Source organism: Pseudomonas putida NBRC 14164 (assembly GCF_000412675.1).
Lineage (GTDB): Bacteria > Pseudomonadota > Gammaproteobacteria > Pseudomonadales > Pseudomonadaceae > Aquipseudomonas > Aquipseudomonas putida.
Window position 1 is genome coordinate 2,758,030 of record NC_021505.1, and the last position, 14,494, is coordinate 2,772,523.

The following is a 14,494-nucleotide window of genomic DNA, read 5'->3' on the forward strand; positions in this document are numbered from 1 at the left end:
GGACGGCTTCGGCCCTGCCGGAGTTGTATGTAATGTTGGGTGACGGGACAACTGGCAAAAATGTCAGGTGGCCCGCTGCCATCAATCGCGGTAGAACGTTTGCACCAGGTGGTAGCCGAACTTGCTCTTGATCGGCCCGTGCACCACACGCAAAGGTTTTTTGAAAATTACCTGGTCGATAGCGCCGACCATCTGGCCCGGGCGGACTTCGCCCAGGTCGCCGCCGCGCTTGCCCGAAGGGCAGATAGAAAACTTTTTGGCGAGCACGTCGAAAGCCTCACCGTTGGCGATGCGCTGTTTGAGCTTTTCGGCTTCGTCAGCGGTCTTGACCAGGATGTGGCGGGCTTGGGCTTTCATGAGGTACCTGTGCTTCGGGCGCGAAAAAAGGGGCGCATTATGCCTGATAGATTCGCCTTGCAGGAGCGGCACAAGGCCGCTCCTGCAGGGGCTGCGGTAGTTATTCGACTTTAGCCTTTTGCACGTCCTGCGACGCCGACCAGATGCGGTAGCGCACCTCGACATCCTTGGGCACATACACCACCACCGGCAGCTTGCTGTTGTAGCGCAACAGGAAGCCGTCACCGATCACTGGTACGAAGGCCTTGGTCTTCTTGCCATCCGGGCAGGCCATCAGGGTGCTGGCCGGGCCGCTGACTTTGTCCAGGCGGTAGTAGTTGTAGCCCCAGCCTTCCAGGGTGCGTTCTTCCAGGCTGCCGCCCAGGCGCTGGCGATTGCAGTCGACCTGCAAGGTCTTGCCGGCGAGGATTTCCAGTTTGTAGGCCGATTCATCGGCCTGTGCCGGCAGGTGGATAACCTGCCGGGTAAAGCCTTTTTCCGCTTCGGGGTAAGGCGCGACGTCCTTCAGGCTGGCCGCCATCACAGGCGTGGCGGCAGCCAGGGTGAGGGCCAGAATTGCGGTCATCGGGGTAGGGCGCATAGGGCCTCCTTGCAGATAAACGAATGCGAACCCGCCGCCAGGCCCAGGCTGCCCGTCACTGGGCCAACCAGCCACCATCGACGTTCCAGGCGGCGCCGCGAACCTGGCTTGCGGCCTCGCTGCACAGGAATAGTACCAGTTCACCCAGGTGCTCGGGGGTGACGAACGCCAGCGACGGTTGCTTTTCGGCCAGCAGATCATGCTGTGCTTGCAGCGGATCGCCACCGTTGGCAGCACGATCGTCGATCTGCTTTTGCACCAGCGGGGTCAGCACCCAGCCGGGGCAGATGGCGTTGCAGGTGACATTGCTGGTCGCGGTTTCCAGGCCTACCACCTTGGTCAGGCCGACCACACCATGCTTGGCTGCAACGTAGGCCGCCTTGCCGGTCGAGCCGACCAGGCCATGCACCGAGGCAATGTTGATGATGCGCCCCCAGTTGCGCGTACGCATGCCCGGCAGGGCCAGGCGCGTGCCATGGAACACGGCTGACAGGTTCAGGGCAATGATCTTGTCCCAGCTTTCCACCGGGAACTGCTCCACCGGCGCTACATGCTGGATGCCGGCGTTGTTGACCAGGATGTCGACGCCACCGAATTGGCGTTCGGCCAGGGCGAACAGCGCTTCAATCTGGGCTACGTCCGACAGGTCGGCCGGGTGGTGAACCACCTTCACGCCATGGCGGGCGATGTCGGCTATGGCCGGTGCCGGGTCGCCAAAGCCGTTGAGCACGATATTGGCGCCAGCGCGGGCCAGTACCAGGGCGATACCCAGGCCGATGCCGCTGGTGGAACCGGTGACGAGTGCAGTCTTGCCTGTGAGGGTCATGCAAAGCTCCTTGTCAAGTAAAGGCAGGTCCGAAGATTCAGCGTCTGTAGAGGTCCTGTGGGAGCGGGTTTACCCGCGAAGAGGACGGGCCTGATAACTCATCCTCTGGGGTCGAAGGCTTCGCGCAAGGCATCGCCGATAAACACCAGCAACGACAAGATCACCGCCAGCGCAAAAAACGCCGTAAAGCCCAGCCACGGCGCTTCCAGATGCTGCTTGCCCTGGGTCACCAGCTCACCCAGTGAGGCACTCCCGGCCGGCATGCCGAAACCGAGAAAATCCAGTGCAGTCAGGGTGGTGATTGCCCCGGTCAGCATGAACGGTACATAGGTCAGCGTGGCGTTCATGGCATTGGGCAAGATATGCCGCAGCATCACCTGGCTGTCCGGTAACCCCAGCGCGCGAGCGGCTTTCACGTACTCCAGGTTGCGCCCACGCAGGAACTCGGCGCGCACCACATCGACCAGGGCAAGCCAGGAGAACAGCGCCATGATGCCCAGCAGCCACCAGAAATCCGGCTCCACAAAACCGCTGAGGATGATCAGCAGGTACAGCACCGGCAACCCCGACCACACCTCCAGCAGGCGTTGGCCGAGCAGGTCGACCCAGCCGCCGTGGTAGCCCTGCAACGCGCCGGCCACCACGCCGATAAACACGCTGACCACGGTCAGTGCAAAGGCAAACAGCAGTGATACCCGCGTGCCATACAACACCCGAGCCAGCACGTCGCGGCCCTGGTCGTCGGTGCCTAGCCAGTTGCTCGCACTGGGCGGGCTGGGGGTGGGTACCAGCAGGTCGTAGTTGGGCGTATCGGCACTGAACGGGATGGGCGCGAACAGCATCCAGCCGCCCTGGCCTGCGATCAATTGCCGTACATAGGCACTGCGATAGTCGGGCTGGAATGGCAGTTGGCCGCCGAATTCCTGCTCGCTATAGCGCTTGAGCGCCGGCACATACAGGTCGCCTTTGTAGCCCAACAGCAGCGGCTTGTCGTTGGCCACCAGCTCTGCGCACAGGCACAACAGCAGCAGGCCGGCGAACAGCCACAGCGAGACCCAGCCCAGGCGGTTGCGGCGAAAGCGTTGCAGGCGGCGGCGCGAGACGGGCGAAAGCATCAGTGCGCCCTCGTGTCGAAGTCGATACGCGGGTCGAGCAGGGTGTACGACAGGTCACCGATCAGGCGGATCAACAGGCCCGCCAGGGTGAAGATGAACAGGGTGCCGAACACCACCGGGTAATCCCGCGACACGGCGGCCTCGTAACTCAGGCGGCCGAGGCCATCGAGCGAGAAGATCACCTCGATCAGCAACGACCCGGCGAAGAACACCGTGATCAGTGCCTGCGGTAACCCGGCCACCACCAGCAGCATGGCATTGCGCAGGACGTGGCCGTACAGCACCCGGCGCTCACTCAGGCCCTTGGCGCGGGCGGTGACCACGTACTGGCGGGAAATCTCGTCCAGGAAGGCGTTCTTGGTCAGCAACGTAAGGGTTGCGAAACCGCCGATCACCAAGGCCCCGACCGGCAGCACCAGGTGCCAGAAGTAGTCGGCCACCTTGCCCACCAGGCTGAGTTCGTCGAAGTTTTCCGAGACCAGGCCGCGTACCGGGAACCAGTTGAGCGAGGTGCCGCCGGCGAACAGCACGATCAACAGCAAGGCGAACAGGAACGAGGGCAGCGCGTAGCCGATCACGATCAGTGCGCTGCTCCAGGCATCGAAACGGCTGCCGTGGCGCACCGCCTTGCGGATACCCAGCGGGATCGATACCAGGTAGGTGATCAGCGTGGCCCAGAAGCCCAGCGACAGGGTGACCGGTAACTTGTCGAGGATCAGGTCGGTGACTTTGGCACCACGGAAGAAGCTGCTGCCAAAGTCCAGGCGGGCATACTGGCCGAGCATCAACCACAGGCGTTCGGGGGCGGACTTGTCAAAGCCGTACTGGCGCTTGATCTCTTCGATCAGTTTCGGGTCCAGGCCGCGGGTGGCCCGCGACTCGCTGTGCACCACTTCCGCCCGGGCGCCGGGTGCGCCGCCACCCAGGCCTTGCAGCCGCGCAACGGCCTGTTCCACCGGGCCACCCGGGGCGGCCTGGACGATGGCGAAATTCACCAGCAGGATCGCCAGCAGCGTCGGGATGATCAACAACAGGCGTCGCAAAATGTAGGTGGTCATGGCGTGGCCTTCCGGCGTTCGGCCATTTGCGCGTTGGTCAGCGGGGTGGGGCTTACTTCCCACCAGGTGTCCAGGCCTTCGTCATAGGCGGCCTGGACCTTGGGCAGGCCAAAGCGGTTCCACCATGCGGTGGAGCTGCCCGGCGGGTAATAGTTGGGGATCCAGTAATAGTTCCATTGCAGCACCCGGTCCAGGGCATGGGCGTGCTGCAGCATGTCGGCCTGGGTGTCGGCGCGCACCAGGCCGTCGATCAGGTGGTCCACGGCCGGGTCCTGCAACACCATCAGGTTGTTCGAGCCGGGGTCGTGGGCGGCTGCCGAGCCAAAATAGTTGTACAGCTCGGCACCGGGCGACAGGGTGACCGGGTAGCCGGTGACGATCATGTCGTAGTCGCGTGCCATCAGGCGGTTGACGTACTGGGCTGAATCGACATTGCGAATGTTCAAGGTGACGCCGATCTGTGCCAGGTTGCGTTTCCACGGCAGCAGCAGGCGCTCCAGGCCGGACTGGCCATTGAGGAAGGTGAATGCCAGCGGCGTGCCCTGGCTGTTCACCAGGCGGTCACCTTCGGGGTGCCAGCCGGCTTGTTCGAGCAGCGCCAAGGCCTGCAACTGCTGCTTGCGGATAATCCCCGAACCATCGGTGACCGGTGCGGTAAATACGGTGGTGAAGACTTCGTCCGGTACTTTGCCACGCAGCGGATCGAGCAGCTTGAGTTCGCCGGCATCCGGCAGCTTGCGGGCTGCCAGCGGGGTGTTGGAGAACACGCTCTGCTGGCGGATGTACAGGTTGCGCATCATCTGCCGGTTGCTCCACTCGTAGTCCCACAGCATGCCCAGCGCCTGGCGCACGCGGCGGTCCTTGAACTGCGGCTGGTCGAGGTTGAACACGAAACCCTGGGCAACCTGCGGTTTGGCCGGGCCCAGGTGGGCGCGTTGCAGGCGGCCGTCGTCCAGTTGCGCGCCGTTGTAGCCCAGGGTGTAGGCGGTGGCGGAGAACTCGCGGTTATAGTCGTAGCCACCGCCTTTGAGCACCTGCCGCGCCACTTCGGTGTCGCCGAAGTACTCGATGCGCAGCTGGTCGAAATTGTAGCGGCCACGGCTGGCCGGCAGGTTGCGCGCCCACCAGGTCGGGTTGCGCTCGAAGGTGATGCTGCGGCCGTTGTCGATGCGCCCGATGCGGTACGGCCCGCTGCCGACCGGCTTGTCGAAGCCGGCACCATTGGCGAAGTCGCGCTGCTGCCAGTCATGTTCGGGCAGCACCGGCAGGCTGGCGAGGTCCAGCGCCAGGGTGCGGCCGTGGTCGGGCTTGAAGTCGAAGCGCACGTGCTGCGGGCCTTCCACGGTGACGCCGGTCACGTCGGCGAACTGGGTGCGGTATTTAAGGCTGCCCTTGCTCATCAACAGCTCGAAGGTAAACCGTACGTCCTCGGCGCGAACGGGTTTGCCATCGGCGAAGGTGGCACGCGGATCTATCTCGAAACGCAGCCAGGCATCGTCCGGGCCACGCTCCATGTTTCGGGCGATCAGGCCATAGACGGTGTAGGGTTCATCGAACGAGCGGACCGCCAGTGGCGCGTATAGCAGGCCGTCGACCTCGCTGACACCGATGCCCTTGTCGATATACGGCAGGATATGGTCGAACTGGCCGATCTCGATGGCCGAGCGGCGCAGGATGCCGCCCTTGGGGGCGTCGGGGTTTACGTAGTCGAAATGCTGGAAGTCGGGGGTGTAGCGGGGGGCTTCGTCGTAGACGGTGAGGGCGTGGCTGGGAGCGGCCTGTGTATCGAAGGCAAGGCAAAGCAGGAGCAGCCAGCACAACCCCTGTGGGAGCGGGCATGCCCGCGAATAGGCCAGGCCAGACAACCTTGTTGACTGATCCGCCGCATTCGCGGGCACGCCCGCTCCCACAGGGAGTTTCATCGGCTGCGAGGACTTAGTCCTGACGGCTGGTCACTTCCAGCAGGTGGTAGCCGAACTGGGTCTTCACCGGGCCTTGCACAGTGTTGACCGGGGCGCTGAACACCACGGTGTCGAATTCCTTGACCATCTGGCCTGGGCCGAACGAGCCCAGGTCACCGCCCTGACGGCTGGACGGGCAGGTGGAGTTGGCTTTGGCGATGTCGGCGAAGTCGGCGCCTGCTTCGATCTGGGCTTTCAGTTCGTTGCACTTGTCTTCGCTGCTGACCAGGATGTGGCGGGCGGTTGCACGGGCCATGGGTACTGCTCCTTGGGGTAAAAAGGCAAGCCTAGCGCACTTGCTTGGGGTATGTCTCGCCAGGCTCGCAACCTTGGGCTTACAGTTTTTGTGCCGCCTCACGCAACAGGGTGTCAGTCGAGGCCCAGCCCAGGCAGCCGTCGGTGATCGACACGCCGTATTTCAGTGCCCCCTTGCCCAGCGCTTGGCAGCCATCGAACAGGTGCCCCTCTATCATCACGCCAACGATCGAGCGGTCACCGGCCAGGCGTTGTTCCAGCACTTCGTTGAACACCGCTGGCTGGCGTGCCGGGTCCTTGCCGCTGTTGGCGTGGCTGCAATCGACCATGATCCGCGCCTGCAACCCCACCTTGGCCAGGGCCTGGCGGGCCATGGCGATGCTGTTGGCATCATAGTTGGGGCCCTTGTGGCCACCACGCAGTACCAGGTGTGTATCGGGGTTGCCCAGGGTTTCGATGATTGCCGGGTGGCCCTGCGCATCCATGCCGAAGTGGCGGTGCGGGTGGGCAGCGCTGCGCATGGCGTCGCTGGCGATGGCGATGCCGCCGTCGGTGCCGTTCTTGAAACCGACCGGCAGCTCCAGGCCACTGACCATTTCGCGGTGAATCTGCGATTCGGTGGTGCGTGCGCCAATCGCAGCCCAGGCCAGCAGGTCGTCAAAGTAGCCGGCGGCCATCGGTTGCAGCAGCTCGGTGGCAACCGGCAGGCCACGCTCGATCATGCTCAGCATCAGCCCGCGGGACAAGGCGATACCCGAGTGCATGTCGTCGCTGCCATCAAGGTGCGGGTCGTAGGCCAGGCCTTTCCAGCCCACGGTAGTACGCGGTTTTTCGACGTAGGCGCGCATCACCAGCAGCAGCTTGTCATCCACTTCGCTGCTGAGGGCGGCCAGGCGGTCGGCGTATTCCAGGGCCGAGCGTGGGTCGTGGATCGAGCATGGGCCGACGATGACCAGCAGGCGCTCGTCGCGGCCTTCGAGGATGTTGCGGATGGCTTGGCGGTGGGCCTGGACTTGCTGGGCCAGTTCACTGGACAGCGGCATCTGCTGCTTGAGCAGGTGCGGGCTGGGCAGGCGCTTGCTGACGGTGGTGTTGGCTGCTTGCGGCTGGGTCAGGGGCAGGGCGAGGTTGGTAGCTTGCATGGCGTTTTTCCCTGGGCGGACGGCGGGTTCTGGCCCGCGTGGTCGGCCCTATCGAGGTGTTCGACAGATCGTTGAATTCGTATTGGCTGCTGCATTGCCACCTGTAGAAGACCGATCGGAGGCGGCAGGCTGGCCCGAGCGGGATTGGCTAAATCGCCAGGCATAGGTGTTTGCGTAGTAGTAAGTGGCGTAGTTCATGAATCTGTCCTCAATATGAATCGGTGTTGTTCAAAGGCCTGAAAAGCAAAACCCCCGGTCGGGGAGCCGACCGGGGGTTTGAGTATTCTCATGTTCGGCGGCCCCTCGAAGGTGGGCGCCGTGTGGGTATCGGCGCCTAGTGGCTAAACCAATACCCAAAGTAATAGCTGGCAGGTGCCACGCAGCCGGCAACGGCCAGCACAGGGCGCAGGTTGCGACCGGTGTGGTTGGCGTGGTTGCGGGTGTGTTTTGGCATGTTGCTCTCCAGTGAATGAGCCCGAGCTTACTTCAGTTTTACCGGGCCATTCAATGGATAAATGCTATGGGGCCGATCATTTGTTTTTGTACTGATTGGTTCAATGGCCATAACGACCGACCAGGCTCTGCGCCCCCAATGCGTGGCCTTGTAGCAACTGCAGCAGGCCATTGCGGTCCAGGCCTTCGGGCAAGGTGCCCAACGGCAGGTCGGTGGCGATCAGGGTCAGTGCGTAATGGTGCGGGTTGTCGCCAGCGGGTGGGCAGGGGCCCCGGTAGCTGAGGGTGCCCCGCGAGTTGCGCCCCACAGTCACGTATTGCCCACTGAGCCCCGCCATGCCTTCCTTGAGCCCATCGTGTTCCGGGTCGATGTTGTAGGCAACCCAGTGCACCACGCCGATACCCTTGCCGCCGTCCGGATCGAACATGATCAACGCGAGCGACCGGGTACCTGCTGGCAGGTTTTCCCAGCTCAGTTGCGGGGTGCGCTCTTCACCGGCGCCGCAGGCCGGGTCTGGGCCGACCTGCTGCAGGGCAATCACGCCACCATCGGTAAACGACGAAGAACTGATCGACAGCGCACCTTGGTTACTGCTGTTGGCCAACGCCGTGCAAGGGAGCAGGGCGGCGAGCAGCCACGGTTTGACGTTCATGACGAATCCTTGGCAGGGCTTTGGGGCGCAGTGTAGCCGAGGCGAGCCTTAGTGGCTGTCCTGGTCCTCGGCGGTGCCGCCGGTGTGCCCGGCCCCAGAGCCGGTCGCCTCGCCCGTGCTGTTGGAACCCCCACTGGCCCCGTCGGCGGCATCGCTGTTGCTGCCGGTGTCGCTGCTGTCGTTGTCCTGGCCACTGCCGGGGCTGTTGACGCTGCTGTCATCACCGGCGGTCTTGCCGCCAGACTGGTCGGTTTGCGGACGGCTGTCGGTGTTGGTGTCAGTGGCGGCGAAGCTGGTGCCGGTGAGGCTGGTCAAGGCCAGCGCCAGGCACAGGGAAAGCGGGCGAATGCGGATCATGGGAATGCTCCTTTGCGGATGATCTGTCATTCGTTTGGCTGGCGACGGGTGGCGGGGTGCCTTCTAGGCGACGGGTGGTCATTTGCGGGGCTGCTTTGCAGCCCAATCGCGACGCGAGGCCGCTCCCACAAGGAAATGCGATTTCCTGTGAGAGCGGCCCTGGAATCAATGAGATTCCGAGCGCTGCGCTGGCGCCGGGCTTTCGACCGGTTCCAGCGGTGGATGCTCCTGCGCCGCATGCATCAGGTCTTCGGTCACCCGCAGCTCGGCACCGGTTGGCGAGAAGGTGGTCGAGGCGGTGAACGGCGCCGGGTGCTCTGCGGCCGGGCGCTTGCCACGGCGCCACATGAAGAAGCAAACCATGGCCAGATTGACCACGGCAAAGGCCCAGAACAACCCGGCCTCGCCAAACTCGGTCATCATCGGCGAAATCGCCACCGGCGCCATGGCCGAACCCAGCGAGTTGATCAGCAGCAAGCCTTGAATCATCGGTACCAGCGCATCGGAAGGCGCCCGGTCGGCCGCGTGGCTGACTGCCACCGGGTACAGCGTGAACACGCCACCACCCAGCAGGAACAGCATGGCCGGTAGCAGGAAAGAGTCCGACGGCAGGAATACCGTGATCAGCGAAAGCACCACGCACAGCGCGGCCAGGGCGATCAAGACGTCCTGACGGTCCTTGCGGTCGGACCAGCGGCCCACCGGGTATTGCAGCAGCATGGCGCCGAGGATCACCCAGGCCATCATGTTGCCGACCTCGCCCACTGCCAGGCCGATGCGCTGCAGGTACAACGGCAGCAGGGCATAGATACCGGCAATCGCCACGCCCGAACCAAAGCAGCCAACCAGGCCAGACGGCGCCACACCCAGCAATTGGCGGGGTTTGAGGGGTTCGACCTGGTCCAGCAGGGGCGATACCCGCGGCAGGATCACGATAGGCAGCACAGACAGGGCAGCCAGCACGCCAGCCAGCATGAAGGGTGCGGTGTCGCCAAGCTGGGTGATTTCGCCCAGGCCTGCCTGGGCAATCACCCCGGCGCCGTAGAAGGCAATCATGTACAGCGCCAGCAGGCGGCCGCGGATTTTCGCGTCGCCGGCCAGCAGCAGCCAGCTTTCGATCACCAGGAATACGCCGACTGCTGCCCAGCCGTTGATCAGGCGCAGCACCGACCACCAGGTGACATCGTAGAACAGCCCCTGCAGCAGAATGGTCGCGGCGATCAGTGAAGCAAAGCTTGTATAGGCGCGGATATGGCCGATGCGCAAGATCAGCCGGTCGTTGAAGATGGCACCCAGGGTCAGGCCGATGAAGTAGGTCGACGAGACGACACCGATGGTGGTGGCCGATTCACCGGCAGCGCCCAGGCGCAGGGTGGTCAGCGAAGACATGAAGCCGTTGCCCAGGGCAATGATGAACAGCCCGAGCAGGGGCGCCAGCGCCATGGCCAGCAAACGCGGAGACATACGAACCTCTAGTTGGATGAGCGGAATGAGCGCCTTCTCGGACGCGCACACCGGCTCGACCCGACAAGGGGGCGAGTGGCGACACGGATGCGACCTGGGCAAGACTCAACCGCTGGCACCTTTGGGAATGGGCCGGGCGGGGAGGGTTGAGCCTATTTCACATGTGCGTTCATGTGTTCAGGCACGGACTCTGTCATTGCTGCGGGTTGCCACCGTTCAAGGCGACGGGCGAAAAGGAAGCGGGATTCTACGGGCTTGGAAGCTTTTGCCCAAGGGGCACGGGTATGCGACGAGACGCCGCAGTCCAAGGGCGACATGAAAGTGTCTTGGGCAGACATCTTGGGGCCCCTGTGCGGCCCAATCGCCGGCAAGCCAGCTCCCACAGGTATTGCACATGCCTTGGAAATAACACGCTTCCTTTGGGAGCTGGCTTGCCGGCGATTGGGCTGCAAAGCAGCCCCGGCCCTCTCACGGACTGCTGCATAATGCTGAACCCACACCAAGGAAGGCCCATCATGTTCGCGTCGCTGTTCGCAGTCCTGGCCCCGGTTTTCATCGTCGCCGGCATCGGCTATGCCTGGGCCCGCAAAGGCCTGGACTACCCAACCGACTTCATCGCCCGGGTTGTGATGACTGTCGGAACCCCGTCGTTGGTGCTGTCCACACTCAGCCGCACCGAGCTGAACCCGGATGCCTTCACCAGCATGGCGGTGGCTTGCCTGCTGTGCACCTTGGGCATGGCCCTGGCCGCGTTGCTGGTGTGTCGCGCTTCTGGCATGCATTGGCGAGTACTGCTGCCGGCGTTCATGTTCCCCAACACCGGCAACATGGGCCTGCCGATCAGCCTGTACGCCTTCGGTGAGCACGGCCTGGCCCTGGCCGTGGCGTTTTTCCTGACCCTGTCGATCGTGCAGTTCACCATCGGCATGGCCATTTCCGGCACGGCGGCTTCGCTCAAGGCGCTGTTGCGCAACCCGATCGTCATCAGCCTGGCGGGCGCCATGCCCATCATCTTTCTCGATTTCGAACTGCCGCGCTGGCTGGCCAACACCGCAGACCTGCTGGGCGGCATGACCATCCCTCTGATGCTGCTGACCTTGGGGGTATCGCTGGCCAGCATTCGCCTGCGCCACGTGGGCAGTGGCCTGTTGCTGGGCGGCTTGCGCATTGGCCTGGGGGCTGCGATGGGCTGGGCAGTGGGGGCGGCGCTAGGCATGGACACCCTTGAGCGCGCGGTCCTGGTGGTGCAGTCGGCGATGCCGGTGGCGGTGTTCAACTACCTGATGGCGGTACGGGCCAACCGTGAACCAGAGCAGGTGGCGAACCTGGTGATGTGTTCCACGGTACTGTCGTTTGCCTGGTTGCCGGTGGTGCTGGCCTGGTGGATGTAGGCCGGCAGCAAGCACATCAATCCTGAGTACGGGTATCGATACTGACCACCACTGACATCCCCGGCCGCAGGTGTCTGGCATCTGGCTGGTCGGCATCCACGGTAATGCGCACCGGAATCCGCTGGGCAATCTTGACGAAGTTGCCGGTGGCATTGTCCGCTTGCAACAGGGCGAACTCCGAGCCGGTTGCTGGCGAGATCTGCTGTACATGCCCCTGAAGCTTCAGGTGGTTGAGCGCATCCACGGTGAAGCTCACCGGTTGGCCGATGCGGACATTGGCCATCTGGGTTTCCTTCATGTTGGCGATCACCCACAAGGTGTCGGGCACCAGCGCCATCAATTGCGCGCCGGAATTCACATAAGCCCCCAGGCGTGTACCGATCTGGCCGAGCTGGCCGTCGCGCGGGGCGGTGACCCGGGTGTTGTCGAGGTCGATGCGCGCCAGCTCCACGGCCGCCTTGGCATTCTCCACCGAGGCCTGCAGCGCGGCCCGGTTGACCACCACCGTTTCCCGGTCCTGGCGGGCGATTTCCAGCGCCGCTCTGGCTTGGGCCAGGCTGGCGACGGCAGCGGCTTCACTGGCCCGGGCCAGGTCCAGGTCACGGCGTGACACAGAGCCGTCATTGACCAGCGCCTGGTTGCGGCCAAGGTCGGCTTTGGCCTTGGCTGCCTGGGCCATGGCATCGCCAATGGCTGCCTGACGCTGGGCAATGGTGGCTTCGGCGCTTTTACGCTGCTGCAGGTTGTTGGCCAGGGCCGCCTGCTGTTGCTGCAACTGGGCGATGGACTGGGCCAGGCGCTGCTTGTAGATGCGATCGTCCAGTTGCACCAGCAGGTCGCCTGCCCTGACGAACTGGAAGTCGTGCACCGGCACGTCGACGATGTAGCCACTGAGTTGCGGGCCGATGATGGTCACCTGGCCGCGTATCAAGGCATTTTCGGTACTTTCGATAGCGCTGCCGAATGGAGGCAGGCGCCAGGCATAGAGCACCAGCAGGATGCCGGCCAGGGCCACGCAGGCGAAGCTGATCGTTGACAGGATGCGCACCCGCCGAGAGCGCCCCGGGCTGGTCGGCTCGCTGGGGGGTGTGGTGCCTTCCGGGGTTTCGGCGATGGCGGTGGTGGTCGTGGTGCGGGTGTCGTCGGTCATCGGGTAGGCGCGCCGGGGGTGGAGTCGGTGGAGGTGGTCTGGCGTCTTGCGTACCAGAGCCAGGTGCTACGGATGCATATCCAGATCATGGTCAGGATAGCGATGCTGCCAATCAGCACGAATACATCGTTGTAGGCCATGACATTCGCTTCACGGCTGGCGGCATTGGCCAGCACACGCATGCCGGCCTCGTTGCGCAGGGCCGGGTCGGCAAAGATGCCACCGTAGCCGGCGCCGCCGCTTTGTACGCGGGCGGTAACCAACGGTTCCAGGAAGCTGAGGCGGTCCATCAGGTGGCTGGAGTGGAATTTCTCGCGCCAGGTCTGGAAGGTGCCCAGCAGCGCCGCGCCAATCAGGCCGCCAAGGTTGTTGCAGATACCGAACAACACCGAAAAACTCACCAGGTTGCGCGGGTTGGCGCGTACATGGCTGATGCCCAGGGCCATCGACGGGCCGAGAAAAAAGGTACTCCCGAACGCCAGCAGGAACTGGCTGAAGTACATCTGTGCCGGGCGTGTGAGGTTGCTTGAGCTGCTGTCCATGAACGCACCTGTGGCCATGGCCAGTAGCGAGACCAGCAGCGGGATCACCAGGTGGTTGGGGTTGATGGTCAGGGCACTGCTGGCCAGGCCCGCCACGGCACCCAGCAGCATGATCCAGTACAGCGTGCGCATCTGCTCGCTGCCCATGTTCAGCACTTGCAGGAAACCGACCGCACCGGTGGACTGTTCGGAGGTGACCATGCGGATCAGCACCACGCACAGTGCCAGGCGAATGATCGCACCGCTGCCCAGCCAGTGGGTCATCAGCAACGGGTTGCGCCGGTTGTGCTCGATGGCCAGGCCAGCGAAGATCAGGGCGATCGATGCCGCCAGTGCCACGCCGATCCACGGCGCCTCCAGCCACCATTCGATGCGCCCCAGCGACAGCGCGGCGCAGAGCAGGGCGGTGCCGCTGGCCATCAAGGTGAAGGTCAGGAAATCCAAGGGCTCGAACGTCTTGAAGCGGTCACCTGGCGGAAGCTTGAGCATCAGTACGCACCCCAGCGCTGCCAGTGCCAGCCCCAGTTCGAACAGGTACAGGCCACGCCATTCGGCGATCTGCAGCAGGTCTTCGGAAAAGATCCGCGCCAGCGGCAGCGCCAGTTGCGAGGCGCCCAGGCCCAGCACCATCGCCTTCAGCCGCCATTGCGCGGGAAACGCCTGGATCATGTAGTACAGCCCCAGCGAGCTGAGCGCTGCCCCGACCATGCCGTGGGCCGCACGCACGGCGATGGCCGAATTGAGGTCGTTGACCAGCAGGTGGGCGAAGGTGACCAAGGCATACAGCACCAGGAACACTTCGGTGAACGCGCGCAGGCCGAACTGCTGGCGAAACTTCACCAGCAGCAGGTTGATGGACACGTTGGTCATGACGTAGGCGGCCGGTAGCCAGGCCATTTCTGCGGACGTCGCGCCCAAGGCACCCTGCAGGAACACCAGGTTGGCGGTGACCAGCGCGTTGCCCAAGCCACCGGTGATGGCTACCAGCAGGCCGACCACCCCGTAGGCCAGGCGTTTGGCTGGCGAATGCAGGGGCGTGGAGGGCGAGCCCGGCAGGCTGGGTTTTTCGTGGGGGAGCCACTGGCGGGGGGCGTATTTGTCCATGGGGCAGACTGTACTTGAGCGGCAACTGCAAGGAAAACAGTTACCGCCTGCTCCGGCCTCTTCGCGGGTATGACACTGGCCTTGAG

At 63.9% G+C, this 14,494-nt stretch carries 14 protein-coding genes; 1 reads left to right on the plus strand and 13 read right to left on the minus strand.

Going from position 1 to position 14,494, the window contains the following annotated elements; translation table 11 throughout:
• Window positions 1–81: 81 nt before the first annotated feature.
• The 11 genes from PP4_RS12275 to PP4_RS12325 all read right to left on the minus strand — a co-directional run bounded on the left by PP4_RS12275 (window position 82) and on the right by PP4_RS12325 (window position 10,221).
• The gene (locus tag PP4_RS12275; RefSeq protein ID WP_016499499.1) at window positions 82–357 is read right to left on the minus strand and encodes a peptidylprolyl isomerase; all 276 of its coding nucleotides are present in this window, start codon (window positions 355–357) and stop codon (window positions 82–84) included.
• 100 nt (window positions 358–457) lie between these two features.
• Window positions 458–937, minus strand: coding sequence for a serine protease inhibitor ecotin (gene eco / locus PP4_RS12280; RefSeq protein ID WP_016499500.1), 480 nt, complete (start codon window positions 935–937; stop codon window positions 458–460).
• Window positions 938–992: 55 nt separating this feature from the next.
• Window positions 993–1,763: a 3-hydroxybutyrate dehydrogenase gene (gene hbdH / locus PP4_RS12285; protein WP_016499501.1), complete on the minus strand. Its 771-nt coding sequence runs from the start codon at window positions 1,761–1,763 to the stop codon at window positions 993–995.
• 98 nt (window positions 1,764–1,861) lie between these two features.
• Entirely contained in the window at window positions 1,862–2,878 is a 1,017-nt protein-coding gene (locus PP4_RS12290; protein WP_016499502.1) for an ABC transporter permease, read from the minus strand.
• Window positions 2,878–3,936, minus strand: coding sequence for a microcin C ABC transporter permease YejB (locus PP4_RS12295; RefSeq protein ID WP_016499503.1), 1,059 nt, complete (start codon window positions 3,934–3,936; stop codon window positions 2,878–2,880). Before PP4_RS12295 ends, PP4_RS12290 begins: the two co-directional genes overlap by 1 nt.
• Window positions 3,933–5,858: an extracellular solute-binding protein gene (locus PP4_RS12300; RefSeq protein WP_041167704.1), complete on the minus strand. Its 1,926-nt coding sequence runs from the start codon at window positions 5,856–5,858 to the stop codon at window positions 3,933–3,935. Before PP4_RS12300 ends, PP4_RS12295 begins: the two co-directional genes overlap by 4 nt.
• 13 nt (window positions 5,859–5,871) lie before the next feature.
• Window positions 5,872–6,153 (minus strand): peptidylprolyl isomerase, encoded by a 282-nt coding sequence (locus PP4_RS12305; protein WP_016499505.1) that lies wholly within the window; start codon window positions 6,151–6,153, stop codon window positions 5,872–5,874.
• A 79-nt stretch (window positions 6,154–6,232) separates the two neighbouring features.
• Window positions 6,233–7,294 (minus strand): 3-deoxy-7-phosphoheptulonate synthase, encoded by a 1,062-nt coding sequence (locus PP4_RS12310; protein WP_016499506.1) that lies wholly within the window; start codon window positions 7,292–7,294, stop codon window positions 6,233–6,235.
• Between the two features lie 554 nt (window positions 7,295–7,848).
• A complete protein-coding gene (locus PP4_RS12315; protein ID WP_016499507.1) occupies window positions 7,849–8,400 on the minus strand; it encodes a YbhB/YbcL family Raf kinase inhibitor-like protein in 552 nt (183 codons plus the stop codon).
• Window positions 8,401–8,448: 48 nt separating this feature from the next.
• Window positions 8,449–8,757, minus strand: coding sequence for a hypothetical protein (locus PP4_RS12320; protein WP_016499508.1), 309 nt, complete (start codon window positions 8,755–8,757; stop codon window positions 8,449–8,451).
• Window positions 8,758–8,922: 165 nt separating this feature from the next.
• Complete coding sequence (locus tag PP4_RS12325; RefSeq protein ID WP_016499509.1) at window positions 8,923–10,221, minus strand: MFS transporter; 1,299 nt, start codon at window positions 10,219–10,221, stop codon at window positions 8,923–8,925.
• 515 nt (window positions 10,222–10,736) lie between these two features.
• Between PP4_RS12325 and PP4_RS12330 the strand changes: the two genes are divergently transcribed.
• Window positions 10,737–11,612 carry an AEC family transporter gene (locus PP4_RS12330; protein ID WP_016499510.1) on the plus strand — a complete coding sequence of 292 codons (876 nt, stop codon included), beginning with the start codon at window positions 10,737–10,739 and terminating at the stop codon, window positions 11,610–11,612.
• A 16-nt stretch (window positions 11,613–11,628) separates the two neighbouring features.
• Here PP4_RS12330 and PP4_RS12335 read toward each other — a convergent pair whose 3' ends face one another.
• Together PP4_RS12335 and PP4_RS12340 are read right to left on the minus strand one after the other, a co-directional pair.
• Window positions 11,629–12,762 (minus strand): HlyD family secretion protein, encoded by a 1,134-nt coding sequence (locus PP4_RS12335; protein ID WP_016499511.1) that lies wholly within the window; start codon window positions 12,760–12,762, stop codon window positions 11,629–11,631.
• Window positions 12,759–14,408: an MFS transporter gene (locus tag PP4_RS12340; protein WP_016499512.1), complete on the minus strand. Its 1,650-nt coding sequence runs from the start codon at window positions 14,406–14,408 to the stop codon at window positions 12,759–12,761. The genes PP4_RS12335 and PP4_RS12340 overlap by 4 nt, the downstream gene beginning before the upstream one ends.
• Window positions 14,409–14,494: the final 86 nt, after the last annotated feature.